This is a genomic window from Caballeronia sp. S22, assembly GCF_964261745.1.
Taxonomy (GTDB): Bacteria; Pseudomonadota; Gammaproteobacteria; order Burkholderiales; family Burkholderiaceae; genus Caballeronia; species Caballeronia jiangsuensis.
Genome location: NZ_OZ180039.1, coordinates 625,110 through 651,475, shown reverse-complemented (window position 1 = coordinate 651,475; position 26,366 = coordinate 625,110). Strand labels below are relative to the sequence as shown.

Below are 26,366 nucleotides of genomic sequence, written 5' to 3'. Positions count from 1 at the left end.
CGTTCCTCATGGACCTGAACCTCATCGGCCTGTTCGTCGAGATCGTCGAATCGCGCAGCCTGAGCGACGCCGCGCGCAAGCTCGGCATGACGCGCGCGAACATCAGTCAGCGGCTCAAGCTGCTGGAGCGCGAAACCGGCGCGCAACTGCTGCGCCGCTCGACGCGCAACCTCGAACTCACGCAGGCCGGCCACACGCTCTACGACTGCGGGCGACGCATGCTGGAGGACCTCGGCGCGGCGCGCGCATCGATCGACAATCTCGGGCAGTCGCTGACCGGCCGTGTGCGCGTCAGCGTGCCGACGGGCTTCGGGAGAATGTTCATCGGAACGAAGCTGCTCGACTTCGCGCACACGCATCCGGGCATCACGCTGAACGTGACGTTCAACAACCGCATCGAGGATCTGATCGCGTCCGAAGTGGATGTCGCGTTGCGGATCACGAGGACGCCGCCGCTCGATTGCGTGGCGCGCAATATCTGCTCGTTCGACTGGAGCCTGTACGCGTCGGCGGACTATGTCGGCAAGCATGGGCCGATCGAATCGCCGGCGGATCTCGAAAGGCTGGCGCTGGTCGCGGCGCCGCATCCGGACCGGCGGATCACGATGACGCTCACGCATCGGCAGGACGAAGCCGACGTCCATGCCATCACCATGCAGCCCGCGCTGCAGTCGTCCGACTTTCCGTTTCTTGCGGAGGCGGTATGTGCGGGCATGGGCGTGGGGCTTCTTCCGGCCTATGTGCCGTATGCGCCCGCGGGACGTGGACTGCTGCGCATCCTGCCTCAATATCGTGTCGCGGGTCCGCTGAACACGCTCTATATCGTGACGCTCCCCAACCGCTTTCCTTCGCCGGCGACACAGGCGCTGATCGACTATCTGCGCACCGAAATCACCGCGCTCGCGCAGACCTGGACCTGAGTTCAGGCTTCTCCTTCGATGGCCGCGCGGTCATCGATGTCAATTTTCAGTTAACAGTTCGTCAACTGCCACTTGGATTGTCAAGGCCAACACTGCATTCCACAATCGCCTCACACCAAATATACGGAGACAAGGGCGATGACCCCGGAAGTGTCTGCAGACGTCGTCACGCAGGAATTGCGCGGCCGCATCCTCGTCGTGACCATCGACAACCCGCCCGTCAACGCGCTCGGCGCGAACGTGCGATACGAACTGCAACTTGCAATCGAGGCCGCCGAAACGAATGCCGCCGTCGATGCCGTATTGCTCATCGGCGCCGGTCGCAACTTTATCGCCGGCGCGGATATCCGCGAGTTCGGCAAAGCGCCGCTGCCGCCGTCGCTGCCCGATGTGTGCAACCAGATCGAAGCCTGCGGCAAGCCTGTCGTCGCGGCGATCCGGGGCGCGGCGCTTGGCGGCGGTCTGGAAATCGCGCTCGCGGCGCACTACCGTATCGCGCTCGCCGATGCAAAGCTGGGCCTGCCCGAAGTGACGCTCGGCCTCCTGCCCGGCGCGGGCGGTACGCAGCGCGCGCCGCGTCTGGTCGGCGCGAAAGCCGCACTCGATCTGATGTTGAGCGGCCGTCATTTGGGCGCGAAGGAAGCCCACGCAATCGGGCTCGTCGATCGAATCGGCGAAGGCGACGATGTTCTGACCGAAGGCCTCGCCTATACGCGGGCATTGCTGGCCGCGCGTGCACCGGCGCGCCGGACGCGCGACGCGAACGGTCTTGCCGATCATGTCGCGAGCCGCGCGGCCATCGACGTGGCGCGAGCCGAGACGTCGAAGAAATCGCGCGGACTCTTTGCGCCGCTGAGGATCGTCGACGCCGTGCGCGCGGCGCTCGAATCGCCCTTCGACGAGGGCTTGCGCCACGAGCGTCAACTCTTCCTGCAATGTCTCGACAGCCCGCAACGCGCGGGGCTGGTCCATGCCTTCTTCGCGGAACGCGAGGTGCTGAAGGCGCCCGAAACGCGCGATGCCAAGCCGCGCGCGATCGCGAGCGTGGGCGTGGTGGGCGGCGGCACGATGGGCGCGGGCATCGCAGTGGCCGTGCTGGACGCGGGTCTGCCGGTCACGATGATCGAGCGTGACGACGCGGCGCTGGCGCGGGGCCGTGCGCATGTCGAGAAGGTCTACGACGCACTGATAGCGAAGGGCCGCATGACACCCGAGACCAAGGCCGCCGTCCTCGCGCGCTTCAGCGGCAGCACATCGTACGATGCGCTGGGCGCGGCCGATCTCGTGATCGAAGCGGTGTTCGAAGACATGGCCGTCAAAGAGGCCGTGTTTGCCGAGCTCGACCGCGTCTGCAAGCCGGGCGCGGTGCTCGCGACCAACACCTCGTATCTCGACATCGATGAGATCGCCGCGAGCATTTCGCGCCCCGCGGATGTCGTGGGCCTGCACTTCTTCTCGCCGGCGAACGTCATGAAGCTGCTGGAAGTCGTGGTGCCCGCGCACGTCAGCGCCGACGTGGTCGCCACCGCATTCGAACTGGCGAAGAAGCTGCGCAAGGTGCCGGTGCGCGCGGGCGTGTGCGACGGCTTCATCGGCAATCGAGTGCTCGCGACCTATCGCGCGGCCGCCGATCACATGATGGAAGACGGCGCTTCGCCCTACCAGATCGACCGCGTGCTGCGCGAGTTCGGTTTTCCGATGGGACCGTTCCAGGTGTCGGACCTCGCGGGTGGCGATATCGGCTGGGCCACGCGCAAGCGCCGCGCCGCCATGCGCGATCCGAAAGCGCGCTACGTGCAGATCGCCGATCGCATCTGCGAACGCGGCTGGTTCGGTCAGAAGACGGGACGCGGCTACTACCTGTATCCCGATGGCGCGCGCAGCGGCGTGCCCGATCCCGAAGTCGAGGCGATCATCGACGCCGAGCGCGAGCGCGCCGGCATCGCGCCGCGCGCTTTCACGGACGACGAGATCATCCGCCGCTACATGGCCGCGATGATCAACGAAGGGGCGAACGTCGTGCATGAAGGCATTGCGCTGCGTCCGCTCGACGTGGACGTGACGTTTCTATACGGCTACGGCTTCCCGCGTCATCGCGGCGGTCCGATGAAATATGCCGACAGCATCGGCCTCGCGAAGGTGCTCGCCGATATCCGCGAGTTCGCGCAAGAGGCCCCGATCTTCTGGAAACCGTCGCCGCTCATCGTCGGGCTCGTCGAACAGGGCGAAACGCTTGCGAGCCTCAACCAGTCCGCATGATTCGTTCGGCGCTTTATTTTTTTCATTGACTTAGGATTACTACGCATGCGAGAAGCCGTCATCGTTTCTACCGCGCGCACGCCGCTGACCAAGGCGCATCGCGGCGAGTTCAACATCACGCCCGGTCCCACGCTCGCGTCGTTCGCGGTGCGCGCCGCCGTGGAGCGTTCGGGCGTCGATCCGTCGATGATCGAGGACGCGATCCTCGGCTGTGGCTATCCGGAAGGCATCACCGGCCGCAATATCGCGCGCCAGACCGTGATCCGCGCGGGCCTGCCGCTGTCGATCGCGGGCACGACCATCACCCGCTTCTGCGCGTCCGGCCTGCAGGCGATCGCGATGGCGGCGGGCCGCATCGTCGTCGATGGCGCGCCGGCGATCATCGCGGGCGGCGTCGAGAGCATCTCGGGACTGCGCACCCGTGAGGACGGCGTGAGCGGCCTCGATCCGTGGATCGTCGAACACAAGCCCGAGGTCTATATGGCGATGATCGACACCGGCGATATCGTTGCGCGTCGCTACGGCATCGGCCGCGAAGCGCAGGATCGTTTCTCGGCGCAGAGCCAGCGGCGCACGGAGGAAGCTCAGCTCGCCGGGCGCTATGCCGACGAGATCGTGCCCGTCACGACGACGATGGCCGTCACCGACAAGGCAACGGGCGCCGTCAAATACCGCGAGGTGACCGTTTCCGGAGACACCTGCAACCGCCCCGGCACGACCTGCGAAGCGCTCGCGAGTCTCGTTCCCGTCAAAGGCCCGGACAAGTTCGTCACGGCGGGCAACTCGTCGCAACTGTCCGACGGCGCATCCGCCTGCGTGATGATGGAAGCCAAAGCCGCCGAGCGCGCGAACCTCACCGCTCTAGGTGCATTCCGCGGTCTCGCGGTCGCGGGTTGCGAGCCGGACGAGATGGGCATCGGCCCCGTGCTCGCCGTGCCGAAGCTGCTTGCGCGTCACGGTCTCACGGTGGACGACATCGGCCTGTGGGAACTCAATGAAGCGTTCGCATCGCAGGCGCTCTACTGCCAGCAGCGACTCGAAATCCCGTCGGAACGTCTCAACGTCGACGGCGGCGCGATTTCCATCGGTCATCCGTTCGGCATGACAGGTTCACGCCTCGCGGGACATGTGCTCATCGAAGGCCGCCGTCGCGGCGTGAAGTACGCCGTCGTCACGATGTGCATTGCCGGTGGCATGGGCGCCGCCGGGCTGTTCGAAATCTACTGAGAGACACGACGTCATGGATCTGAAATTCAACGCCGACGAGGAAGCCTTTCGCGCGCGCGTCGTGCGCTTCCTCGAGGAGAAGCTGCCGGCGCGGCTATCCGCAAAGGTACGCGGCGGTCTGCGCCTCACGCGCACCGACATGGCGGAGTGGCACGCCATCCTGAACGAGCAGGGCTGGCTCGCGAACCACTGGCCCGAACAGTATGGCGGGCCGGGATGGAGCGCCGTGCAGAAGTTCATCTTCGAAAACGAATGTGCGCTCGCGGGCGCGCCGCGCATCGTGCCCTTCGGCGTGAACATGCTCGGGCCCGTGCTCATCAAGTACGGCAGCGAGGCGCAGAAGTCCTTCTGGCTGCCGCGCATCCTCGATGGCTCCGACTGGTGGTGCCAAGGCTATTCGGAACCGGGCTCGGGCTCCGATCTCGCGTCCGTGAAGACGAGCGCGGTGCGCGGCATCGATGCACAGGGCGAGCACTACATCGTCAACGGCCAGAAGACGTGGACCACGCTCGGCCAGCACGCGAACATGATCTTCTGCCTCGTGCGCACGGCAACCGACGTGCGCAAGCAGGAGGGCATCAGCTTCCTGCTCGTCGATATGAACAGTCCGGGCGTCGAAGTGCGTCCGATCATCACGCTCGAAGGCGAGCATGAGATCAACGAAGTGTTCTTCACCGACGTGCGCGTGCCCGCAGCCAACCTCGTGGGCGAGGAGAACCGGGGCTGGACGGTCGCGAAATATCTGCTGACTTACGAACGCACGAACATCGCGGGCGTCGGGTTTTCGGTTGCGGCGCTGGCGCGCTTGCGGCGCATCGCCTCGAAGCTGAAGCGCCACGGCCGTCCGCTCGCCGACGATCCGCCCTTCGCGGCACGCATGGCGCGTGTGGAGATCGACCTCGCGAACATGAAGACGACCAACCTGCGCGTGATCGCCGCAGTGGCGGGCGGCGGCGTGCCCGGCGCGGAAAGCTCGATGCTCAAGATTCGCGGCACCGAGATCCGGCAGGAAATCTCGTCGCTGATGCGGCGCGCGATGGGTCCGTATGCGCAGCCGTTCATCGAGGAAGCGCTGCACGAAGGCTACGACGAAACGCCCGTCGGCCCGGAAGGCGCCGCGAGCGCCGCCGCGCTTTACTTCAACAACCGCAAGCTGTCGATTTTCGGCGGCTCCAACGAAATCCAGAAGAACATCATCTCCAAGATGATCCTGGGACTGTGAGGGGATCGCGATGAATTTTCAGCACACGGAAGACCGCCGCATGCTGGCGGATACGCTGAACCGTTTTGTCGCCGAGCAGTACGGCCTTGCGATGCGCGATGCGGGTTTCAACGCGGACATGTGGCGGCGCTTGGCCGATCTGGGCGTGGTGGGCGCGCTCTTCAGCGAGGCCGACGGCGGCTTCGGCGGCGATGGCTTCGATATCGCCGTCGTCTTCGAAAGCCTCGGGCGCGGCCTCGTGGTCGAGCCTTTCTTGGGCGCGCTGGTGGCCGGCCATGCATTCGCTCATGCGGGCAACGAAGCGCACAAGGCGCTCATCGCGGGCATGGTCGAGGGCCGCACCGTCGCGGCGCTCGCGCATGACGAAGCCGGCTCGCATTACGAACTGTCGCGCGTATCGACGCGTGCGACACGCAGTTCGAACGGCTGGGTGCTGACGGGCACGAAGGCCGTCGTACAGCAAGGCGAAGCGGCCGACTTCTTTCTGGTTTCCGCGCGAACGAGCGGCGCAAACGATGCCGAAGAGGGCATCTCGCTCTTCGTCGTCGCCCGTGACGCGGCGGGCGTCGAGCTGCGCGGCTATCCGAAGATCGATGGAGGACGGGCCGCCGAGGTGCGGTTCAACGGAGTATGCATCGCCGATCACGCGTTGCTCAGCGAACCGGACGCGGGATTCGCGACGCTCGAGCGCAGCATCGGCGCCGGCGTGCTTGCCTTGTGCGCGGAGGCGATCGGCGCGATGGACGTCGCGAAGGAATACACGCTCGATTATCTGCGCACGCGCAAGCAGTTCGGCGTGCCGATCGGCAGCTTTCAGGCGCTGCAACACCGCATGGCCGATCTGTTGCTGGAGATCGAGCAGGCTCGTTCGGCGGTCATCAACGCGGCCGCTGCTCTGGGCGCGAGTCGCATCGAGCGCGAGCGTGCGCTGTCGGCGGCGAAGTACACGATCGGGCGCATCGGCACGCGCGTGGCCGAAGAGTGCATCCAGATGCACGGCGGCATCGGCATGACCTGGGAGCTGCCGCTCGCCCATTACGCCAAGCGCCTTGTGATGATCGACCATCAACTCGGCGACGAGGATCACCATCTCGAACGTTTTATCACTCTCGGCAGGAGCTGAAGCCATGAACGAACCCATTCTTGCGCGTCGCGACGGCGCGGTGCAGGTACTGTCCCTCAACAATCCGTCCGCGCGTAACGCGCTCACGGCGGAAGTGTACAAAGCGCTGCCGGCCGCGCTCGCCGAGGCAGAGCGCGATACGAGCGTCGGCGCGATCGTGCTGACGGGCGTGGGCGCGACCTTCTGCGCGGGCGGCGATCTGAATCGCCTCGCGCAACGGCGCGCGATGACGCCATCCGAGCGGCGCGAAGGCATCGAAAGTCTGCACGGCATGATCCGCGCGATCCGCGACTGCGGCAAGCCGGTGATCGCGGCCGTGGAAGGCGCGGCCGCCGGAGCGGGCCTGTCGATCGCGCTCGCGTGCGACTTGCTGGTCGCGGCGCGCAATGCGTCGTTCTCGGTTGCGTACGTGAAGGTCGGACTCTCGCCCGACGGCGGCGCGACCGCGTTTCTGGCCGACTTCGTCTCACGACAATTGCTGACCGAGCTATGCCTGACCGGCAAGCCCGTGACGGGCGAGCGCATGCAGGCGCTGGGCGTGGCGAATCGCCTCGCGGAGCCGGGCGACGCGCTCACGGAAGCGCTCGGCATCGCCCGGACGCTCGCCGCCGGTCCCGAGCGCGCGATCGGCAGGATCAAGGCGCTGTGCCGTCGCGCGGGCGAGAACACCGTCGATGCGCAACTGGATCTCGAAGCGCGTTACATGGTGGAGTCGCTCGGCGATGACGAAGCTGCCGAAGGCATCAATGCCTTCTTCGGCAAACGGCCCGCCGATTTCGCTGCCTTGCGTCTCGCGACGGTCGCGCAGTCCGATTAGGCGTCGATTCGTCATCCTAATCTTGTATGGAATTTGCCATGTCAAACATGCATTCTTCTTTACCGCTCGCCGGCGTGCGCGTGCTCGATCTGTCGCGCGTGCTCGCGGGGCCCTGGTGCGCGATGGTGCTCGGCGATCTCGGCGCCGAAGTCATCAAGGTCGAGCACCCGACGCGCGGTGACGATACGCGCGACTGGGGCCTGCGCGTCGGCGCGACGGAGACGACCTATTTCAACAGCGTCAATCGCAACAAACGTTCGGTGTGCCTCGACCTGCAAACGGCGGAAGGCCAGCAAATTGCGCGGGACCTCGCGCAGCAAAGCGATGTCGTATTGCAGAACTTCAAGTTCGGCGGCGCGGAAAAGCTTGGCCTCGGTTACGAGCAGCTCAAGGAAGGACGAGACGATCTCATCTATCTGTCCATCGCCGGATATGACCGCCACGGACCGGAAGCGGCGCGTCCCGGCTACGACATCGTCGTTCAGGGCGAGGCGGGACTGATGGCGATGAACGGCAACGCGGACCAGCCGCCGCTCAAGTTCGGCATCGCCGCGGTCGATCTGTTCACCGGGATGTATTCCGCGCAAGCGGTGCTCGCCGCGCTGTTCGAGCGTCAGAAGACCGGCAAGGGACGCCACATCGAGATGGCGCTTTTCGACTGCGGCCTGATGATCACCTCGTACTGCGGACTCGAATCGATGAAGCTCGACGGCGACCCGCCGCGCTACGGCAATGCACATCCGTCGATCGTGCCCTACGGCGTGTTCGACGCGCAGGACGGGCCGCTCGTGATCGCGGTGGGCACCAACCGCCAGTACGAGCGCTTCTGCCGCGAGGTGATCGAACGCCCGGATCTCGTCGATGACGACCGCTTCCGCACGAACCTCGTCCGGGCTGCCAACCGCGACATGCTCGTGCCCGAACTCAGGCGCGCGATCGGTACGCAAAAGCGGCAAGTGCTGTTGGAGCGCTTGGTAGGCGCCGGCATTCCGTGCGGCGAAGTGCTCGGCCTTCACGAGGCGCTCACGTCGAAGCGCGCGGGAGAAGCCGGCCTCGTGACGACGTACAGCCATCCCGAAGCAGGCGAAACGCACGTGCTCGCGCCGCCGTATCGCTTCGACGGTGCGCGTCTGCCGGTGCGAAGCGCGCCGCCGCAACTCGGGGAAGGCACCAACGACGTTCTTCGCTCGCTGCTCGGGCTGTCCGAAGAACGACTCTCGCGACTGAAATCCGAAGGCATCGTATGAGCGTTCGGGAAGGACATATCATGACTCAGCCTGTTTTTTCGAACGCCGTCACCGAACTGTTCGGCACACGCCTGCCGATCGTCGCCGGCGGTCTCATGTGGCTCGCCGATGCGGACTATGTCGCCGCCGCGTCACGCGCCGGCATCATCGGCTTCATCACGGCGGCGAGCTTTCCCGAGCCGCAAGCGTTGCGCGACGAAATCCGCCGCTGCCGCGACCTGTGCGAAGGCGGCCCGTTCGGCGTCAACGTGTCGATGCTCCCGAAACTCGTCCCCGGCGAGAAGACGCGGGATGTCTTCGAACTCATCGTCGATGAAGGCGTGAAGTGCGTCGAAACCTCCGGGCGCAATCCGCAGGAATTCATGCCGCTTCTGAAAAGTGCCGGTGTGAAGGTGCTTCACAAGGTGCCGTCGGTACGGTTTGCCGTCAAAGCGGCTTCGGTGGGTGTCGATGCGGTCGCCATCGTCGGCGCCGAATGCGGCGGGCATCCGGGCCTGGACATGGTCGGGTCGTTCGTGAACGCCGCGTGGGCCGAGAGCCACCTCGACATCCCTTACCTTATTGGCGGCGGCATCGGCCGTGGTTCGCAACTTGCCGCGGCCCTCGCGATGGGCGCGTCGGGCGTGGTCGTCGGCACGCGTTTCGCCGTGGCCGAGGAGATCTGGGCGCACGATGACTACAAGCGCCGTCTGGTGGAAGCCGGACCCACGGACACCGAGCTGTGCATGCACTCCGTGCGCAACACCGTGCGCTCGCTGCGCAACGAGACCACGGCCGCCGTGATGGAAATCGAGGCGCGCAACCCGAACGTGACCATTCAGGATCTGATGCCATTCGTCGCCGGCAAGATCGGCCGCGACGCCTACGTCACCGGCGACTGGTCCAAGGGCTTGCTCTCCGCCGGGCAGTCGCTCGCTTTCGTCGACCGCATCGAACCGCTCGCCGACATCGTGAATCGCTTCGAGCGCGACATGCAGCAAGCGCTGGCGCGCGTGGCAATCGGCTGACCTGTGTTCATCGACGCCGCGTGGCCGTGCCGGCGTCGGACATCGATTCAAAACAAGAGCTGCTCAAGGCAGCCGCTGAATACGTTGCAATCGAGGCCGTTCCGATACTCGAAACATCATCCTGAAACAGGAGGGAGACATCCATGCAGCAAATCCATATCGATCTGACGAAGGCAAGCCCCGCATACAGGCGGCTGGTCGCCTCGCGCCGGCGCTTCAGTTTCACGCTGACCGCGCTGATGATCCTCACGTACTACGGCTTCATCCTGTTCGTCGCGCTGGCGCCGCACATGCTCGCGCATCCGCTGTATGCGGGCGCCACGACGAGCATGGGTATCGTCGCGGGCGTCGGCGTCATTCTCGTCGCCGTGGGCCTGACCGGCTGGTACGTGCTGCGTGCGAACCGCGCCTTCGATCCGTCGATGCGCGCGCTGATCGCCGCTGCCGCGCAAGGAGACTGACCCATGAAACCCGGTCGTTTTCTTCAGGGCACGACGCTCGCCTCGATGTCCGCGCTCGCTCATGCTTCATCCATCGAAGGTCCCGTGCCGGATCATGTCGATCTGAATCCGGTCGCGATCGGCACGTTCCTGCTGTTCGTGCTTGTCACGCTCGGCATCACGCGCTGGGCCGCGCGCAGGACGCGCACGACGAAGGACTTCTACAGCGCGGGCGGCGGCATCACGGGCTTTCAGAACGGGCTCGCCATCGCCGGGGATTACATGTCCGCGGCTTCGTTCCTGGGCCTTTCCGGCATGGTGTTCGTGTTCGGTTTCGACGGTCTCATCTATTCGATCGGGTTTCTCGTGGGCTGGCCGTTCGTGATGTTTCTGCTCGCCGAACCCTTGCGCAATCTCGGCAAATTCACGTTCGTCGACGTCGTCGCGTATCGCTTCGAACAGGCGCCGATCCGCCTGCTGACTGCCAGCACCTCGCTCGTCGTCGTGATCTTCTATCTGGTCGTGCAGATGGTCGGCGCGGGCAAGCTGATCCAGTTGCTCTTCGGCTTGCCCTACTGGATGGCCGAAGTCATCGTCGGCGCGCTGATGGTGGTCTACGTGTTCTTCGGCGGCATGACCGCCACCACGTGGGTGCAGATCATCAAGGCCGTCCTGCTGCTGGGCGGAGCGACGTTCATGGCCGTCATCTCTCTCGCCCAGTTCGGCTTCAGTCCGGAGGAGATGTTCCGGCGCGCCGTCGAGATTCATCCGGGCGAAGCGAGCATCATGGGCCCCGGCAAGCTGCTGAAGGACCCGCTCAACGCGCTCTCGCTCGGCATTGCGCTGATGTTCGGCACCGCGGGCTTTCCGCACATCCTGATGCGCTTCTTCACCGTGCCCAGTGCGAAAGAAGCGCGCAAGTCCGTGTTCGTCGCAACCGGGTTCATCGGATACTTTTATCTGCTGACCTTCATCATCGGCTTCTCCGCGATCACCTTGCTCGCGCAACATCCGGAGTTCTTCAAGACGGCGGTGGACGGACACTTCAACCTCACGCGCGATCTGCTCGGCGGCTCGAACATGGTCGCGGTCAAGCTGGCGCAGGCCGTGGGCGGCAATCTGTTCTATGGCTTCATTGCCGCCGTCACCTTCGCGACGATCCTCGCGGTCGTCGCGGGCCTCACGCTCTCGGGCGCGACCACGGTATCGCATGATCTCTATGCCTGCTGGCTCGCGCGCGGAAAAGGCAGCGAAGCGCAGGAGATGCGCATCTCACGCATCTCGACGCTTATGCTCAGCATCGTGGCGATCGGGCTCGGCATTCTCTTCGAACACGTGAACGTGGCTTTCCTGGTTGGCCTCGTCGCTGCTGTTGCGGCGAGCGCGAACTTCCCGGTGCTCGTGTCATCGATATTCTGGCGCGGCATGACGACACGCGGGGCGGTTGTGGGCGGCGGTCTCGGACTCGTCTGCGCGGTGCTGCTGACGCTGTTCTCGAAGTCCGTATGGGTCGATGTGCTGCATCAGGCGCACGCGCCGGTGGCGCTCGACAACCCGGCGCTGATCTCGGTGCCGCTCGCGTTCGCGGGTATCTGGCTCTTCTCGATGCTGGATCGCGGCGCGCGTGCGCAGCGCGAACGCGAGGCCTTCGCGCTGCAGGAGTTTTACTCGCAGACGGGCATCCTGGCGCTGAAGGCAGCCGAGCATTGAGCGCGATGAGCGTTGCTTGCCGAACGCTACAAACGCTCGCCTGAGGGACGATGTTCTACGCCGGGGCCTTGCCGGCCCGGCGCTTGCGCTTCGGCACATCGAGAGTCGCCGCCGGGCCGCTCAGAATATCGATTATCTTTTCGCCGAGCCAGATGCTGGCCTGATCCTGTTCGCTGCTGCGATGCCAGTACAGGTGCCATTCCTGCCTCGGAAGCTGGAAGGGCAGTTCGAGAATCCGCGCGTCGTGGCGTTGCAGCAGTTGCATGGGAGCACTCAGCGCGAGGTCGGTGCGCAAGGCTACGAGCGGTGCAACCATGTAATGCTGCACGCGCATTTGTATCCTTCGCTCTTTGCCGAGCTTCCTTAGCTCCGCATCCACCAGACCGCTGCCCTGACGGCGGCTCGATACCTGGATATGGCCGAGTGCCAGGTAGTCGTCGATGCTCAAGGCGTCGCCCCTGAACGGATGGTCATGCCGCAGCATGCAGGCATAGCGGTCGCTACCGAGCGACGCCTGACGCAATTGAGGGTCGTTAATGAGCGGTACGTCGATTGCGAAGTCGATCTTGCGCGTCGCGAGTGCGGAGGACACCTCGCTGCGCGGCGTGAAGTAGCTCTCGATGCTCATGCTGGGAGCCTGCTGCTGAAGCACTTCGCCGAGCAAGGGCAACAGAACCGCTTCCGTCAGATCGGGCATGCTCAGGCGAAACGTGCGCCTGGATGTGCCCGGCACGAAGACGTCGCCTTCGGACGCGCTCGCCTCGAGCAGTTGCAGCGCCTCGCGCACGCGGCCGATGATGTTTTCGGTGAGCGGCGTGGGCACCATGCCGGATGGCGTGCTCACGAAGAGCGGATCATCGAAGGCCTTGCGCATGCGGGCAAGCGCATTGCTGACCGCGGGCTGAGTGATGTATAGCGCCTCCGCCACGCGAGTCAGATTGCGCTTCTCATAGATCGACTCGAATACGACGAACAGGTTCAGATCCAGCTTCGGCAAACGCATCTCGCAGTCTCCGTTTGCACGACATCATAAGCGAGAGGCGCCGGAGATGCGTTCGCCAGAATTCTCGACGCTTCAGTTTCGCGGCGGAATGCTCAGGTACGCTGCCGTCGCGCCGAGCCGTTGCTCGCCATGCGCGATTTCCATGCGCGCAATGGCTTGCAAGTGGACCTCATCGGGGCCGTCCGCGTAACGCAATGCGCGGGCCCAGGTCCAGTGGTCGGCGAGCGGCGTGTCCGGGCTCAGACCCATCGCGCCGAAGACCTGCATCGCACGGTCGCATACCGTCGAATAAACCTGCGGCACCAGTGCCTTGATCATGGAAATCTCCTTGCGCGCTGCTTTCGCGCCGACTTCGTCGAGGAGCCACGCCGCCTTCAGCACGAACAGGCGAGCCTGATCGATTTCGATGCGCGATTTCGCAATCCATTCGCCGACCGTGCCGTGCTGATGGAGGAACTTGCCGAACGCCTTGCGGTCTACGGCGCGCTCGATCATCAGTTCGAGCGCGAGCTCGGCCGCGCCGATGGAGCGCATGCAGTGGTGAATACGGCCCGGCCCGAGCCTCGCCTGAGCGAGCGCGAAACCGCCGCCTTCTTCGCCGAGCAGATTCGACGCCGGCACGCGGACATTCGTGAACACGATCTCGCAATGCCCTTCGGGAGAAACGTGATTCATCACCGTGATGTTGCGCACGATGCTCACGCCGGGCGTGCCCGCCGGCACGAGAATCATGCTTTGCTGACGATGACTTTCCGCGTCCGGATCGGTCTTTCCCATGACGATGAAAAGCTTGCAGTTCGGATGGGCGGCGTTCGTGATGAACCACTTGCGCCCATTGATCACGTAGTCGTCGCCGTCGCGCCGGATGGAAGTCGTGATGTTCGTCGCGTCCGAGGACGACACGTCCGGCTCGGTCATCGCGAACGCCGAACGGATTTGCCCATGCAGTAGCGGTTCGAGCCAGGCCTTGCGCTGCGCGGGCGTGGCGAACATATGAAGCAGTTCCATGTTGCCGGTATCGGGCGCGCTGCAGTTGAAGACTTCGGAGGCCCACGAGACGCGGCCCATCAGCTCGGCGAGCGGGGCGTATTCGAGGTTCGTGAGGCGAGTGCCTGGCTCGCCGTCCTTGAGATGCGGCAGGAAGAGATTCCACAGGCCTTCGGCCTTCGCCGTGGTTTTGAGGTCTTCCATGAACGAGACGGGGTATTGGCCCGCGTGCACTTCTTCGAGCCACTGTCGCTGGCGCGGCACGATATGTTCGTCCATGAAACCGCGCACGCGGCGCAGCAGGTCTTCGACTTTGGGGCTATTGGCAAAATTCATGATGAGTTCCTTCTGTGCGGTTGACTAGATCGTCAGCCCGCCATCGACGACGATACATTCGCCATTCGTGTAGCTGGCCGCGTCGGACACGAGATAAAGAACGGTCCCGGCCATTTCCTGCGGCTCGCCGTGACGGTGCAGCGGGATCTCGTTGATGAGGCGGTCGTAGATCTCCCGGTTTTCGAACAGCGCGCCGGCGAATTTCGTCTTCGTGATACCGGGCAGCAAGGCATTGACGCGAATGCCCAGCGGCCCGCATTCCCTGGCGAATGCCCTTGTCATGTGAGCCACTGCGGCCTTCGAGATGGAGTAGATCCCCTGCATGTCGCCGGGCTGCAGCGCGTTGACCGAGGCGACATTGACAATGGCGCCGCGACCCTGGCTCTTCATGAGCTTTCCGGCTTCGACCGACATGAAGAAATACCCGCGGATGTTGACCTCGACAGTCTTGTTGTAGGCAGCGAGATCGGTATCCAGGATGTGACCGAAGTAGGGATTCGTTGCCGCGTTGTTGATGAGTATGTCGAGCCGGCCATGCTGTTCGTGGATATGAGCGAACGTCGCGGCGATGTCTTCCATGCGGCCGACGTGGCAGGCGAGTGACTCGGCGCTGCCGCCGGTCGCGCGGATGCTTGCCGCGACCGATTCGCAGTCGTCGAGCTTGCGGCTCGACACGATCACATGGGCGCCCTGTTCGGCAAGGAGCCTTGCGATGGCTTCGCCGATGCCGCGGCTTGCGCCTGTCACGAGGGCGATCCGGCTCGTGAGGTCAAAGAGGTTCGTGCTCAATTTTGTATCCTTGGTTCGGGTTGAATGGCATCGCGCGTCATGTACGTTGTGCTTCAGGCGATCAGTTCCACGGCGAGACTGGCGAGCGGCTCGACCATCCCGCCCACCTTGGATGCGCGCGCGTTCGAAGCGTTGCCCTGCAGGGCGCGCGACTTGACACCCTGGGCGATCGAGGCGAGGCGGAAGAAGCTGAACGCCAGATAGAAGTGCCAGTTCTCGATACCGGGCAGGCCGCGCAGTTCGCAGTACTGCGCAACGATCTCCTCTTCCTCGGGGATGCCGAGCGCCGAGCGGTCGTGGTCGCGCAGCCCTGTGATATCTCCCGTCGACGGCAGGCGCAGGCACATGGAGAAATACGCGAGGTCCGCAAGCGGATTGCCGAGCGTCGACAGTTCCCAATCGAGCACGGCGCGCACGCGAGGCGCGTCGCTGGCGAAGATAAGGTTGTCGATTCGAAAGTCGCCATGCACGAGCGAGGGACGTTGCGTATCGGCGGGGCAATGTGCGGGAAGCCACGCGATCAGCGCTTCCATTGGCGCGATTCGTTCTGTTTCGGCGGCGCGGTATTGCCGCGTCCAGAGTTCGATCTGACGCTGGAAGTAGTTTCCAGGACGTCCGTAGCCGGAGAGACCTACCGCATCGACGTCGACGTCGTGAAGCGTCGCGAGTGTCGCGACAATCGACTCGTAATAGTCGCGGCGCGCGTCGCGATCGATCTCCGGCAGGGCGGGGTTCCAGAATATGCGGCCTTCTTCGTAGCTCATCAGATAGAACATGCTGCCGATGACTTCGCGGTCTTCGCACAAGTGCCATGCATGCGCGACGGGCACAGGGGTCTCGCCGAGCGCGCTCAGCACGCGGAATTCGCGATCGATGGCATGCGCGGACTTGAGCAACTGCCCCGGCGGCTGACGTCGCAGGACGAAGCGGCCGCCGGGCGTATCGAGCAGGAACGTCGGGTTGGACTGGCCGCCTGCGAACTTCGTCGCCGCCACGGGCCCCTGAAAACCGGGAACGTGCTGCTGCAAGTAACGGACGAGCCGGTCTACGTCGAGAGCGGGTCGTGTCGATTCGCTGGTCATAGGTTTTTCTGCCTGAATCATGGGACTTGAGGACGCGATTCAACCGTAGGTCTGAAACGCATGGCGTTGCAGGCCGTCGAGATGCGAGACGACATTGAAGCTCGACAGCTGAAAAGTTTCGCGGTTGAAAAAGCAATGGGTGACGCTGCTGTTGCGGATCTGCATGTTGAGCGCGATGGCCGTCGATGCCGGCGCTTGCAACGCCTGCTGCATCAGCGCTCCGATCACGCCGCCCGAGGTGACGGCCAGGACGCGCTGCCCGCCGCCTTGCTGCATGGCCGAGCGCGCAGCGGCGACACGCTGCTGGAACGCGCTCCACGTTTCGGGCACGCGGTCGTCGAGTTCGCCTTCGGCCCACCGATGCAACACCTGGCGCAGGGCCTTGAAGAACTCGCGCGGATCGCTGGCCGCGGATTCGACAAGGTGGCGATGTTCAGCGCCCGTCGCGCGAAACAGCGCGTGGAAATCGTACTCGTCGAGTCCAGGAAGAATTTCGCATTCGACGGGCAGATCAGGCAGCGTGCGGCGGATCGCATCGAGCGTCTGCGCATGGCGCCGTAGCGTGCCTGTCACGACGCGATCGAATTGCAGATCGTTCTGCGCGAAGTGCTCGGCGAGCCACACGCATTGCTGCTCGCCCTTTCGTGAAAGCCGGTCGTAGTGCTCGGAGCCAAGCGACGCTTGCCCGTGTCGCACAAGGTAGAGTTCCGCCATCGCAGTCTTTGCCCGTGGAGAAGGTAGGGCCAGCGTAGCGATGCCGGAGGCATTGATGAAGTTTATTTTATTGATGCATCGTCATTCATGTTCGTGATGCGCCGGCGTGATCATGCCGAGTGGGTTCGATGATCTGCGAACGCTGAGACGATGCCGTCGATCATTGCCGCGATGCGCGCGGTATGTCGAAGGTCCTGGTGCGTGACAAGCCAGATTTCATAGACCGCCCCGCGTGCGGACGAAGGCCCTATCTGCACGAGGCCGTCGTGTTCGGCGAGATGTATCGGAAGCTCGCCGATGCCGATGCCGGCCTTTATCGCGGTGCGCAGCATGAGGCTTGAATTGAAGGTCGATACGATGCGCCCCGCATGGTTCGGTTCGCCCGCAAGCGCCGGTGATCGGTTATTGGTCCAGCTTCCCTGATAGACGACAAGATCGTGGCCCGCGAAACCCGAGCCGGCGGCGGGCTTGCCATGCCGCTCCAGATAAGCATTCGATGCGAAGAGCGCCATCGGCCAGCGCGCAAGGCGACGCGCGACGAGATCGGGATTCTCCGGCCTCACTGAACGCACCGCGATATCCGCCTCGCGCTTTGCGAGATTCAGCATGCGTGTCGACGTGTCCAGCAGAACGCGCACTTCGGGATGCGCAGCGTGCAGGCGTTCTATAGCCGGAAGCAGGAATTCGAGCGCGATCGAGTCGGTGCTGGTGACTCTTACATCGCCCGCGAGCCGCGTATCCGTTCCTTGAGTCCGCCTGACGAGTTCGTGTGCGGAGTGCTCCATCTTCTCCGCCGATCTCAGCGCGGCTTCGCCCGCGGCGGTCAACGCGTAACCGTCGGATGTGCGCAGGAAGAGCGTTGCGCGTAGCGCGTGTTCCAGTGCCGCGATCCGTCTGCCGACCGTCGCCTGATCGAGATTGAGCGTCCTGGCCGCTCCACGAAGCGTTTTTTCGCGCTCCACCGCGAGAAATACCCGCGCGTCATCCCAGTTCATGGTGCCTCCCTCCTGATGCAAATTTGCATCTGCCAATCTGAATATTGCTGCATGTATTCATCAAGGTCGAGGCCTAAACTCAATCCAAGAGTTCTCGTTCAAAGATTCGCCCGGATCGATCGAGCCTCATTTTCCGAAGGAGTGTGGTCCATGTCTGCTTCAACGTATCGTGTGCCGTCGTCCATGACGGCGATTGAAATCAAACAGCCCGGCGGTCCCGAAGTTCTGGTGCCGACAACGCGCCCGATTCCGATGCCGGCCGGCGATCAGGTTCTGATCCGCATCCACGCGGCTGCCGTGAACGGCCCGGACGTTTTCCAGCGCAAAGGGCTGTATGACCCGCCCCCCGGCGCTTCGGACATTCCGGGGCTGGAAGTGGCGGGTCAAGTGGTAGCTGTGGGTTCCGACGTGTCCAGCTTCCGGATCGGAGAACTGGTGTGCGCATTGATTCCCGGCGGCGGCTACGCGGAGTATGCAGTCGCGCACGCCTGCAACACGATGCATATCCCCAAGGGCCTGACGCTGGTGGAAGCGGGGGCCATGCCCGAAACGTTCATGACGGTATGGCTGAACCTGTTCCAGCGCGGCAAGCTGCTTGCCGGCGAATCGGTGTTGATCCACGGCGGGGCATCGGGTATCGGAACTACGGCGACCATGCTGGCGAAGGCGCTCGGCGCTGCCAAAATCATCACGACGGTCGGCTCGCAGGCGCATCGAGAGGCGAGCCTGAGGTTAGGCGCCGATGTCGCGATAGATTACCGCGAGGAAAATTTCGTCCCCCTAACGAAACGGGCAACCGATGGAAAAGGCGTCGACGTGATCCTCGACATCATTGCCGGCGACTACGTGGCGAGAAACTACGACGCCGCTGCCATGGACGGACGGATCCTGCAGGTGGGCGTGATCAAAGGCCCGGCGAAGGAGCTGAACGTCGTGCCGATGATGACGAAGCGTCTGACGCATATGGGCTCGACATTGCGATCCCGCACACCCGAGGACAAGGCGACCATCATCAGCGAACTGGAGCGGCACTTATGGCCGCATATCGAGAGCGGCAAGATCAAGCCGGTCGTCTACAAGACGTTCGCGCTTGCCGACGCTCGCGGTGCTCACGAACTGATCGATTCCGGTACGCACTTCGGGAAGATCGTCCTTACAACGGGCGCCGATCTCATCGACTGAATAAAGCCGGTGCGGGCGCGCGGCGGCCTCAGGCATCGCGACTCACTGCCGTCTGCGTTTTTCTGCGCCCGGTCGTTTCCCCATGCCGCGCCGCCTCCCGCGCGATCCATTCGCGAAAGGCGAGCAGCGCGGGATTGTGAGACTTGCTTTCGGGAACGATGAGGTAGTACGAGCGGCCGCTCGGCATTTCATGTGCGGCGATCTGCACGAGCAGGCCGCGACGCAACTCGTCTTCGATGATCAGGCGGGGAATGAGCGCGATGCCCATGCCATGAACGGCCGCCTCCGTGAGCATGGAGAAGAGTTCGAAGCGCGGCCCCGTCATGTCGCCATCGACGGACATGCCGCGCGAGGCGAACCATTCGCGCCACGCATACGGACGCGTGCTCTGTTGCAGTAACGTATGGCGTCGCCAGTCGGCGGTCGTCAGCTTCTTGCGCGGCGCGATGAGATGCGGACTGCACACCGCGATCAGCGTCTCCTGCATGAGCCACTCGCCCTCCGTTCCCGGCCACGGTGCGACGCCCGGATGGATCGCCGCGTCGAACTCCGTCTCGGCGAAAAGAAACGGCCGTGTGCGTGAAGCGAGATTGATCGTGATGTCCGGATGCTCGTCGACGAAGCCCGGCAACCGGGGCAGGAGCCACTTCGTCGCGAACGTCGGCACGACCGCAAGTTCGAGCGCGCCGCCGTGGCCTCGTTTGGCCATCAACTCCAGCGTGTCGCGCTCGGCTTCATCGAGCAACGCCGTCACCTTGCGGCTATAGGCCAGCCCCGCCTCCGTCAGCGCGACGCCGCGCCGGTCCCGGCGAAAGAGCCTGAGTCCGAGGAAATCTTCGAGCGAAGCGATTTGCCGGCATATCGCGCTTTGCGTCACCGCGAGTTCGTCGGCGGCCTTGGTGAAGCTCTGATGGCGCGCCGCCGTCTCGAACGCGGAGAGCGCAGCGGTGGAAGGGATCTTTCGACGCATGATGAAGGCTCGACAGGGTGTTCGTTCAATTGTGCGATCTTCGCACAGGTCCATGAGAACAAGTCGGTTGTGGTGCGTACGAGATCCCTTTAAATTGCAGACAGGACTTCCGATCGGCTCAATGTGGCGTGCGATTTCCGCACAGATCGGAAGCGCGATCCGATGACACTCCACGTGACCCCATGAATCCATCCTTGCAGGAAGGCGCGCTCTCAGGCTTGCGCGTTCTCGATCTTTCCCGCGTGCTCGCCGGTCCCTGGGCCGGTCAGTTGCTCGCGGATCTCGGCGCGGACGTGATCAAGGTAGAGCGTCCGCAAAGCGGCGACGATACGCGCGCCTGGGGACCACCCTGGCTTGCCGACGCCGATGGAGAGCCGACGGGCGAATCGGCGTACTATCTCGCCGCGAATCGCAACAAGCGCTCCGTGACTGTCGATCTCGGCCGGCCAGAGGGGCAAGCGCTGATCCGCCGGTTGGCCGACAAGGCCGATGTGCTCATCGAGAACTTCAAGGTCGGCGGCCTCGCCCAATACGGGCTGGATTACGAGAGCCTCAGCGAGGTGAATCCGCGCCTCGTCTATTGCTCGATCACGGGCTTCGGACAGACCGGCCCCTATGCCGCGCGGGCGGGTTACGACTTCCTGATGCAGGGCATGGGCGGGCTGATGAGCCTCACTGGCCGCGCCGATGGCACCGCCGGAGAAGGGCCGCTGAAAGTGGGCGTCGCGCTCACGGACATCATGACCGGTCTTTACGCGACCGTGGCGATCCAGGCGGCGTTGGCGCATCGCGCACGCACGGGCAAGGGGCAGCACATCGACCTCGCATTGCTGGACGTGCAGATCGCGTGCCTCGCGAATCAGGCTTCGAATTATCTGATCGGCGGCGTGGTGCCGGAGCGCATGGGCAACGCGCATCCGAGTATCGTGCCGTATCAGGATTTCCCCACCGCCGACGGTTACATGATCATCGCGGTCGGCAACGACGGCCAGTTCGCCCGATGCTGCGAAGCGCTGGGCAGACCCGAGTGGAGCCGCGACGATCGCTTTGCGCGCAATCCGCAGCGCGTCGCGCACCGTGACACGTTGATCGCGCTGATGCGTGACATCACGCCGAACCGCACGACGAGCGAGTGGATCGGCATCATGGAGGCGGCGGGTGTGCCGTGCGGGCCGGTCAACAGCATCGACAAGGTATTCGCGGACGCGCATGTGCAATCGCGCGAGATGCGCATCGAGATGGCGCATCCGCTATCGGAGACGGTGCCGCTGGTCGCGAATCCGATCCGCCTGTCCGAGTCGCCCGTGCAATACCGTCATGTTCCGCCGACGCTCGGCGCGCATACCGACGAGGTTCTCGACGCCTGGCTGGCCATGTCCGGTGCGGAGGTCGAAACGCTTCGCCGCAACGGGGTCGTCTAGAGCGCCCGATCAGGCATCGCGCGCCGTCACGAGCAGTTTCGATACGAGGCGCTGCACGACTTCTCCGGAGTCGTCCATCGTTTCGGACATCACGGTCGCGATGCCTTGAGATGGCTTCGATCTCGATCGCTGCACCTCCTGCACGGTGCTCACGACACGAAGCACATCGCCGGGACGCACCGGCCTGACCCATGCAAGCTCCACGCTCATGCCGACGATGCCGCCCGCGAGCGGCAATCCGCCCGATACGAGCAGACGCATCGTGAGCGCCGCGGTATGCCAGCCACTCGCGGCGAGGCCGCGAAACACCGACGCCTTCGCAGCGGTTTCGTCGAGATGGAATGGCTGTGGATCGAATTCCGATGCAAAGCGGCGAATGTCTCCCTCGCTCACCAGGAACTCCGGCGATTCGAACTGCATGCCCGCTTTCAGGTCGTCCAGATAAAGAGGTTCGGTCATCGCGTGTGCTCCGGATTGCGCAGCGAGCGACGTGCTTCTTGTCAAATCGCGCTCACGATCATAATATGCGCATATCAACATATGGGCAAGACGCAGTGCGCGAAGCGGACGAGGGTGCGCCACATCACGCTTTCGACGCTGCGGCGCGGGTGTCGCCGTTCATCGCGGGAAGCTGATCGAGCATGTTTTCGAGGTGCGTGGGGCCCGCCGCGACCGCGCTCAGGAACATGCCGATCGAAAAGTGAATCATGTGATCTATCTTCACCGGACGATCGGAGCGCGGCACGCGATCGGAAAGAATGAGCGTGGCGAGCCCGTGTTCGATGCTCCACGCCGCGTGCGTGACGAGCGTCAGCGTGCTCTCGGGCCAGCCGTTTTCGAGCGCGGCCCGCTCGACCGAGGATGCGAACAGCCTGAACGAAATCGAGCCTTCCTCCGTGAGTTCGGGATGCAAGTCGCGCGCGACGATGCGCGGTCCGACCATCAGATCGAACAATCCCTTGTGGCTCTGCGCGAATTCGACATACACGCGCAGCATGCGATACGCGACGGTCATCGCGGTATCGTCGGTGCCGAGGATTGCGCGACGCATGGCGGCGAGATCCCGCCAGCCGTCCGCCGCGATCGCGGCGAGCAATCCGTCCTTGCCGGCGAAGTGCCGGGACGGCGCCGCTTCCGAAACGCCGACCGCGCGGGCGAGGTAGCGCAGGCTCAACTCATGCGCGCCGACATCCTCGAGCGCACGCCGGCCTTCGGCGATCAGGGCTTCACGCAGGTTTCCGTGGTGGTAGGGCACATCGGCGGATGGTTTCGGGCTCACGATTCGGCGGCATCTCGGTTAGAGGTGGGAAGGAATTATAGGTGTGCGGCTTCGCTGCCGGCAACGTGCGGCAAGCGCGGCAGAATCGCGGGATTACCCTGATTTTCTTCAAAGTTAACACTGTTATCATCAATCCCAGTTCGAGCCGGTTAACGCAGATGCGGCGTCAGTTCATCGGATGTCGCGCTTCACCGGCGAGGCGATCATTCGTAATCCTATTGGAAATTGGGATCGTTTATTTCGTTCGTCTGACGTGAAGTCGGACTCACATGCGGGAAGCCAAATGAGCACGGTCGTGTTTGAAAAGGACGGTATGGTCGGCGTCGTCACGATGTCGAAGCCACCTCACAATCTGATCGAGGATGCATTCCTCAAGGATCTGCTCGCTGCCTACGGCAAAGCGGTCGAGTCGGGATGCCGGTCGATCCTCTTGCGCAGCGGCATGCGCCATTTTTGCGCCGGCGCGGACGTCGCGGGCTTCGCCAACGGCGGCCGTCGGCGCGATCAGGCCAGCCTCGACGCGTTGCTCGATGCACTCGAGAACGTGCCGCTTCCTTCCGTTGCCGCGGTTCATGGCGGCGCGCTCGGCGGCGGCTTCGAGCTCGCGCTGACTTGCGACATGATCGTCGCAGCCGACACCGCTTTCTTCGGCATGGCCGAAGCCTCGCTCGGCCTGCTGCCGCTCCTGGGCGGCGTGCAGCGAGTCGTGCAGCGCGTCGGTCCGGCGCGTGCGAAAGAAATGGCGATGTTCGGACGCCGCCACGATCCCGCGGCGCTCGAACGCTGGGGCGTGGTCAATCTCGTTGCGGCGGAAGCGGAGCTGGCGGCCGTATCGATGTCGTGGGCGCGGCAACTGGCTTGCGGCCCCACGGTCGCGTTGCGCGGCATCAAGACGCTGGCGAATCTGTCGGCGCGGCACGGCATCGCGGGCGCGGATGCGCAGCAGACCGACGTGAACAACATGATGTGGGCGAGCGCGGATCAAAAGCGCGGACTCGCCGCGTTTGCCAAAACCGGCCCCGGTTCGGCCGTCTTCGAGGGGAACTGATATGGGCGCGCCTCTTGACGGACTGAAGGTCATCGACTTCACGCGGGTTCTGGCGGGCCCGCTGTGCACCAAGACGCTGCGCGACCTGGGCGCGGAAGTCACCAAGATCGAACCGCCCGGCGGCGATTCGGGACGCGGCGGCGTGCCGCACATCGGCACGATGTCGGTCTATTACGCGCAGCAGAACGCGGGCAAGCGCAATCTCAGCCTCGATCTCAACTGGCCCGAAGCGCGCGCGATCGTGACCGACTTGTGCCGCGAAGCGGATGTCATCGTCGAAAACTTCCGGCCTGGCACGCTGGCGCGCTTCGGGCTGGGCTACGAACAGGTGCGCGAGTTCAATCCCGCCGTGGTCTATGTGTCGATGAGCGGCTACGGGCAATCGGGCCCGTGGCGCAACCGGCCGGCGTTCGCGCCGACGGTGCAGGCGGAAACCGGTCTCACCGATATCCTGCGCGAGCACTACGGCCATGCGCCCGACGCGCTGATGAACGACGCGTGCAGCCACGCGGACGTCTACACCGGCCTGCATGGCGCGATCGCCGTGCTCGCCGCGCTCGCGCAGCGCGACCGCACGGGCGAAGGGCAGCATGTCGACGTGTCGATGGCCGCGACCATGCTCGCCGTCAACGAGCGCGCCGGCGCGCAACTCGCGGGCGTCGACACGAACGGCGAGCCGCCTGCGCTGAGCGCGCCGGAATCGCATATCTTCATGTTGCCCGACGGACGTCAGGTGACGATCGCGGCAAGCCCGATCTATTCGCCGATGTTCGTACGTTTCTGCTCGATGATGCGCCGCACGGACCTCCTCGGCGATCCGCGTTTCGCGAGCGCAACGCTGCGTCGCCAGAATCTCGAAGCGCTGCTCGCCGAAGTGCGCGCGTGGATTCTCACCTTCAACGATCTCGAAGAGCTCCAGGCACAGGTCAGCGAGCAGGGGCTGGCGATCGGCGTGGTGCGCAGCACGCGCGAGCTGGCCGAGTCCGAATGGGCCGCCGACTGGGGCGCGATCGTCAAAGTCGACGATCGCACGGGCGGCACGATGCGCATGCCTGGACCGCCCTGGCGCTTCAGCGGCGCGACATTGCCGCAACCGGGCATTCCGGCGTTTCAGGGCGAGCACAACATCGAGCTGCTCATGGAGCGCAACATCGACCCTGCGATGATCCACGAACTCAGGCAGCGCAAGATCCTGCTGAGCCGCAAGAGCCTGCGCGGTGATTTCGATGAAGTCTGACCATACGCACGACATCGATGCGAGAAGCTGGCTCGCCTCGGCCAACGACGCGTCCACGCCTTTTCCATTGCAGAACCTGCCTTTCGGCGTGTTCAGGCGCGCGGGGACGAACGAGGCGTTTCGCGGCGGGGTTGCGCTGGGCAATCAGGTGATCGATCTCGGCGCGTTGAGCGAAGCGGGCGCGTTCTCGGGACTTGCGGCCGACGCCGCGCGAGCGTGCGCGCAGCCGTCGCTGAACGCGTTCTTCGACATGGGCCCGGACGCGTGGCGTGCGCTTCGCCATGCGCTCTTCGCGCTGTTCGACGCACGCCGCGAAGGCGCGGGTTCCGGCCAAAACTGTCTCGTGCCGCAAGCGAGCGTGGAACACGGCATGCCCGCGCATATCGGCGACTACACGGACTTCTATACGTCGATCGATCACGCGCGCAACATCGTGAAGCTGCTGCGTCCGGACGGCGCGGTGTCACCGAATTTTCAGTGGATGCCCGTTGCGTATCACGGGCGCGTATCGAGCATCGGGCTTTCCGGACAGAACGTTGGACGGCCCTGCGGCCAACGCATGGCGACGGGTGCGCGCGTGCCGGATGTCGGACCGTCCACGCGGCTCGATTACGAGCTGGAACTGGGCATCGTCATCGGCGTAGGTAACGGGCAGGGCGAGCGCATTCCCGTCGCGTCGGCCGAGGATCACGTGTTCGGCCTGTGTCTGCTCAACGACTGGTCCGCGCGCGATATTCAGGCGTGGGAATCCACACCGCTCGTACCGTTTCTCGCCAAGAGTTTCGCGACGACGTTATCGCCGTGGATCGTCACGATGGACGCGCTCGCGCCGTATCGCACCGCATGGACGCGACCGGTCGACGATCCGCAGCCGCTTGCGTATCTGTCGGCGCCTGCGCTTGGAGAAAGCGGCGCGATCGATATCCGGCTGGACGTCGCGCTCGAAACCGCGATGCATCGCCGCGACGCGCTGCCGCCGACGCGACTCTCGCGCACGAGCTTCCGTCATCAATACTGGACGCTCGCGCAGATGGTCGCGCATCACACGATCGCGGGCTGCAATCTGCGCAGCGGCGACCTGCTCGGCAGCGGAACGATATCGGGTCCATCGCGCGACGAGGCGGGCGCGCTGATCGAGCTGACGCAGGCGGGCCACGCGCCGATACGCCTGCCGACCGGCGAGACGCGCGCATTCCTCGAAGACGGCGATGCCGTCGTGATGAGCGGATGGTGCGAGCGTCCCGGTTATGCGCGCATCGGCTTCGGCGAAAACCGTGCGGAAGTGCTTCCGGCGAAATGGGACTGACCGGCTCCGGATGACGAGACGGCCCTGCAAATCAGGAGACAAATC

Annotated in this window: 24 protein-coding genes; 15 read left to right on the top strand and 9 right to left on the bottom strand. The window is 64.3% G+C overall.

What is annotated here, in order from left to right:
* Positions 1–8: 8 nt before the first annotated feature.
* The 10 genes from ACEN42_RS34830 (at position 9) to ACEN42_RS34785 (ending at position 11,972) form a co-directional block, all read left to right on the top strand.
* Entirely contained in the window at positions 9–920 is a 912-nt protein-coding gene (locus ACEN42_RS34830; protein WP_371883145.1) for a LysR family transcriptional regulator, read from the top strand.
* Positions 921–1,058: 138 nt separating this feature from the next.
* On the top strand, positions 1,059–3,179 hold the full coding sequence (locus ACEN42_RS34825) for a 3-hydroxyacyl-CoA dehydrogenase NAD-binding domain-containing protein (protein ID WP_371883144.1): 2,121 nt from the start codon (positions 1,059–1,061) through the stop codon (positions 3,177–3,179).
* 45 nt (positions 3,180–3,224) lie between these two features.
* Positions 3,225–4,406: an acetyl-CoA C-acyltransferase gene (locus ACEN42_RS34820; RefSeq protein WP_371883143.1), complete on the top strand. Its 1,182-nt coding sequence runs from the start codon at positions 3,225–3,227 to the stop codon at positions 4,404–4,406.
* A gap of 13 nt (positions 4,407–4,419) precedes the next feature.
* Positions 4,420–5,628 carry an acyl-CoA dehydrogenase family protein gene (locus ACEN42_RS34815; RefSeq protein WP_371883142.1) on the top strand — a complete coding sequence of 403 codons (1,209 nt, stop codon included), beginning with the start codon at positions 4,420–4,422 and terminating at the stop codon, positions 5,626–5,628.
* 10 nt (positions 5,629–5,638) lie between these two features.
* Positions 5,639–6,751: an acyl-CoA dehydrogenase family protein gene (locus ACEN42_RS34810; protein ID WP_371883141.1), complete on the top strand. Its 1,113-nt coding sequence runs from the start codon at positions 5,639–5,641 to the stop codon at positions 6,749–6,751.
* 4 nt (positions 6,752–6,755) lie between these two features.
* Positions 6,756–7,568, top strand: coding sequence for an oxepin-CoA hydrolase, alternative type (locus ACEN42_RS34805; protein WP_371883140.1), 813 nt, complete (start codon positions 6,756–6,758; stop codon positions 7,566–7,568).
* Between the two features lie 38 nt (positions 7,569–7,606).
* On the top strand, positions 7,607–8,815 hold the full coding sequence (locus tag ACEN42_RS34800) for a CaiB/BaiF CoA transferase family protein (protein WP_371883139.1): 1,209 nt from the start codon (positions 7,607–7,609) through the stop codon (positions 8,813–8,815).
* A gap of 20 nt (positions 8,816–8,835) precedes the next feature.
* Positions 8,836–9,822 carry an NAD(P)H-dependent flavin oxidoreductase gene (locus ACEN42_RS34795; RefSeq protein ID WP_371883138.1) on the top strand — a complete coding sequence of 329 codons (987 nt, stop codon included), beginning with the start codon at positions 8,836–8,838 and terminating at the stop codon, positions 9,820–9,822.
* Between the two features lie 143 nt (positions 9,823–9,965).
* Positions 9,966–10,283: a DUF485 domain-containing protein gene (locus ACEN42_RS34790; protein ID WP_238213022.1), complete on the top strand. Its 318-nt coding sequence runs from the start codon at positions 9,966–9,968 to the stop codon at positions 10,281–10,283.
* Positions 10,284–10,286: 3 nt separating this feature from the next.
* Positions 10,287–11,972 carry a cation acetate symporter gene (locus ACEN42_RS34785; RefSeq protein WP_371883137.1) on the top strand — a complete coding sequence of 562 codons (1,686 nt, stop codon included), beginning with the start codon at positions 10,287–10,289 and terminating at the stop codon, positions 11,970–11,972.
* A 55-nt stretch (positions 11,973–12,027) separates the two neighbouring features.
* On the opposite strand, the gene ACEN42_RS34780 is transcribed toward ACEN42_RS34785, so the two are convergent.
* The 6 genes from ACEN42_RS34780 to ACEN42_RS34755 form a co-directional block, all read right to left on the bottom strand.
* Entirely contained in the window at positions 12,028–12,975 is a 948-nt protein-coding gene (locus ACEN42_RS34780) for a LysR family transcriptional regulator (RefSeq protein ID WP_371883136.1), read from the bottom strand.
* A 72-nt stretch (positions 12,976–13,047) separates the two neighbouring features.
* On the bottom strand, positions 13,048–14,298 hold the full coding sequence (locus ACEN42_RS34775) for an acyl-CoA dehydrogenase family protein (protein WP_371883135.1): 1,251 nt from the start codon (positions 14,296–14,298) through the stop codon (positions 13,048–13,050).
* A 24-nt stretch (positions 14,299–14,322) separates the two neighbouring features.
* Entirely contained in the window at positions 14,323–15,087 is a 765-nt protein-coding gene (locus ACEN42_RS34770) for an SDR family oxidoreductase (RefSeq protein ID WP_371883134.1), read from the bottom strand.
* A 53-nt stretch (positions 15,088–15,140) separates the two neighbouring features.
* On the bottom strand, positions 15,141–16,169 hold the full coding sequence (locus ACEN42_RS34765; protein ID WP_371883133.1) for a phosphotransferase: 1,029 nt from the start codon (positions 16,167–16,169) through the stop codon (positions 15,141–15,143).
* Positions 16,170–16,208: 39 nt separating this feature from the next.
* Positions 16,209–16,883: a histidine phosphatase family protein gene (locus ACEN42_RS34760; protein WP_371883132.1), complete on the bottom strand. Its 675-nt coding sequence runs from the start codon at positions 16,881–16,883 to the stop codon at positions 16,209–16,211.
* A 110-nt stretch (positions 16,884–16,993) separates the two neighbouring features.
* Entirely contained in the window at positions 16,994–17,878 is an 885-nt protein-coding gene (locus tag ACEN42_RS34755) for a LysR family transcriptional regulator (RefSeq protein ID WP_371883131.1), read from the bottom strand.
* A 150-nt stretch (positions 17,879–18,028) separates the two neighbouring features.
* Between ACEN42_RS34755 and ACEN42_RS34750 the strand changes: the two genes are divergently transcribed.
* A complete protein-coding gene (locus ACEN42_RS34750) occupies positions 18,029–19,060 on the top strand; it encodes an NAD(P)H-quinone oxidoreductase (protein ID WP_371883130.1) in 1,032 nt (343 codons plus the stop codon).
* Positions 19,061–19,088: 28 nt separating this feature from the next.
* On the opposite strand, the gene ACEN42_RS34745 is transcribed toward ACEN42_RS34750, so the two are convergent.
* Positions 19,089–20,030: a LysR substrate-binding domain-containing protein gene (locus ACEN42_RS34745; protein WP_371883129.1), complete on the bottom strand. Its 942-nt coding sequence runs from the start codon at positions 20,028–20,030 to the stop codon at positions 19,089–19,091.
* A 182-nt stretch (positions 20,031–20,212) separates the two neighbouring features.
* Here ACEN42_RS34745 and ACEN42_RS34740 point away from each other — a divergent pair, with 182 nt between their 5' ends.
* Positions 20,213–21,451, top strand: a complete 1,239-nt coding sequence (locus ACEN42_RS34740) for a CaiB/BaiF CoA transferase family protein (RefSeq protein WP_371883128.1) — start codon at positions 20,213–20,215, stop codon at positions 21,449–21,451.
* Between the two features lie 9 nt (positions 21,452–21,460).
* Here the strand turns inward: ACEN42_RS34740 and ACEN42_RS34735 are convergent, their stop codons facing one another.
* Together ACEN42_RS34735 and ACEN42_RS34730 are read right to left on the bottom strand one after the other, a co-directional pair.
* Positions 21,461–21,910 (bottom strand): MaoC family dehydratase, encoded by a 450-nt coding sequence (locus tag ACEN42_RS34735; protein WP_035498380.1) that lies wholly within the window; start codon positions 21,908–21,910, stop codon positions 21,461–21,463.
* 124 nt (positions 21,911–22,034) lie between these two features.
* A complete protein-coding gene (locus ACEN42_RS34730; protein ID WP_371883127.1) occupies positions 22,035–22,730 on the bottom strand; it encodes a TetR/AcrR family transcriptional regulator in 696 nt (231 codons plus the stop codon).
* Positions 22,731–23,013: 283 nt separating this feature from the next.
* Here ACEN42_RS34730 and ACEN42_RS34725 point away from each other — a divergent pair, with 283 nt between their 5' ends.
* The 3 genes from ACEN42_RS34725 to fahA are packed head-to-tail and all read left to right on the top strand — an operon-like array spanning position 23,014 to position 26,321.
* On the top strand, positions 23,014–23,778 hold the full coding sequence (locus ACEN42_RS34725) for an enoyl-CoA hydratase/isomerase family protein (RefSeq protein WP_035498378.1): 765 nt from the start codon (positions 23,014–23,016) through the stop codon (positions 23,776–23,778).
* 1 nt (position 23,779) lies between these two features.
* Entirely contained in the window at positions 23,780–25,015 is a 1,236-nt protein-coding gene (locus ACEN42_RS34720; protein WP_371883126.1) for a CaiB/BaiF CoA transferase family protein, read from the top strand.
* The gene (fahA, locus tag ACEN42_RS34715; protein ID WP_371883125.1) at positions 25,005–26,321 is read left to right on the top strand and encodes a fumarylacetoacetase; all 1,317 of its coding nucleotides are present in this window, start codon (positions 25,005–25,007) and stop codon (positions 26,319–26,321) included. Before ACEN42_RS34720 ends, fahA begins: the two co-directional genes overlap by 11 nt.
* Positions 26,322–26,366 lie beyond the last annotated feature (45 nt).

Excerpts from the sequence above, each read along its gene's own strand:
- ACEN42_RS34830 (WP_371883145.1), top strand. The coding sequence starts at position 9 with ATGGACCTGAACCTCATCGGCCTGTTCGTCGAGATCGTCGAATCGCGC.
- ACEN42_RS34825 (WP_371883144.1), top strand. The coding sequence starts at position 1,059 with ATGACCCCGGAAGTGTCTGCAGACGTCGTCACGCAGGAATTGCGCGGC.
- ACEN42_RS34820 (WP_371883143.1), top strand. The coding sequence starts at position 3,225 with ATGCGAGAAGCCGTCATCGTTTCTACCGCGCGCACGCCGCTGACCAAG.
- ACEN42_RS34815 (WP_371883142.1), top strand. The coding sequence starts at position 4,420 with ATGGATCTGAAATTCAACGCCGACGAGGAAGCCTTTCGCGCGCGCGTC.
- ACEN42_RS34810 (WP_371883141.1), top strand. The coding sequence starts at position 5,639 with ATGAATTTTCAGCACACGGAAGACCGCCGCATGCTGGCGGATACGCTG.
- ACEN42_RS34805 (WP_371883140.1), top strand. The coding sequence starts at position 6,756 with ATGAACGAACCCATTCTTGCGCGTCGCGACGGCGCGGTGCAGGTACTG.
- ACEN42_RS34800 (WP_371883139.1), top strand. The coding sequence starts at position 7,607 with ATGTCAAACATGCATTCTTCTTTACCGCTCGCCGGCGTGCGCGTGCTC.
- ACEN42_RS34795 (WP_371883138.1), top strand. The coding sequence starts at position 8,836 with ATGACTCAGCCTGTTTTTTCGAACGCCGTCACCGAACTGTTCGGCACA.
- ACEN42_RS34790 (WP_238213022.1), top strand. The coding sequence starts at position 9,966 with ATGCAGCAAATCCATATCGATCTGACGAAGGCAAGCCCCGCATACAGG.
- ACEN42_RS34785 (WP_371883137.1), top strand. The coding sequence starts at position 10,287 with ATGAAACCCGGTCGTTTTCTTCAGGGCACGACGCTCGCCTCGATGTCC.
- ACEN42_RS34780 (WP_371883136.1), bottom strand. The coding sequence starts at position 12,975 with ATGCGTTTGCCGAAGCTGGATCTGAACCTGTTCGTCGTATTCGAGTCG.
- ACEN42_RS34775 (WP_371883135.1), bottom strand. The coding sequence starts at position 14,298 with ATGAATTTTGCCAATAGCCCCAAAGTCGAAGACCTGCTGCGCCGCGTG.
- ACEN42_RS34765 (WP_371883133.1), bottom strand. The coding sequence starts at position 16,169 with ATGACCAGCGAATCGACACGACCCGCTCTCGACGTAGACCGGCTCGTC.
- ACEN42_RS34760 (WP_371883132.1), bottom strand. The coding sequence starts at position 16,883 with ATGGCGGAACTCTACCTTGTGCGACACGGGCAAGCGTCGCTTGGCTCC.
- ACEN42_RS34755 (WP_371883131.1), bottom strand. The coding sequence starts at position 17,878 with ATGAACTGGGATGACGCGCGGGTATTTCTCGCGGTGGAGCGCGAAAAA.
- ACEN42_RS34750 (WP_371883130.1), top strand. The coding sequence starts at position 18,029 with ATGTCTGCTTCAACGTATCGTGTGCCGTCGTCCATGACGGCGATTGAA.
- ACEN42_RS34745 (WP_371883129.1), bottom strand. The coding sequence starts at position 20,030 with ATGCGTCGAAAGATCCCTTCCACCGCTGCGCTCTCCGCGTTCGAGACG.
- ACEN42_RS34740 (WP_371883128.1), top strand. The coding sequence starts at position 20,213 with ATGAATCCATCCTTGCAGGAAGGCGCGCTCTCAGGCTTGCGCGTTCTC.
- ACEN42_RS34735 (WP_035498380.1), bottom strand. The coding sequence starts at position 21,910 with ATGACCGAACCTCTTTATCTGGACGACCTGAAAGCGGGCATGCAGTTC.
- ACEN42_RS34725 (WP_035498378.1), top strand. The coding sequence starts at position 23,014 with ATGAGCACGGTCGTGTTTGAAAAGGACGGTATGGTCGGCGTCGTCACG.
- ACEN42_RS34720 (WP_371883126.1), top strand. The coding sequence starts at position 23,780 with ATGGGCGCGCCTCTTGACGGACTGAAGGTCATCGACTTCACGCGGGTT.
- fahA (WP_371883125.1), top strand. The coding sequence starts at position 25,005 with ATGAAGTCTGACCATACGCACGACATCGATGCGAGAAGCTGGCTCGCC.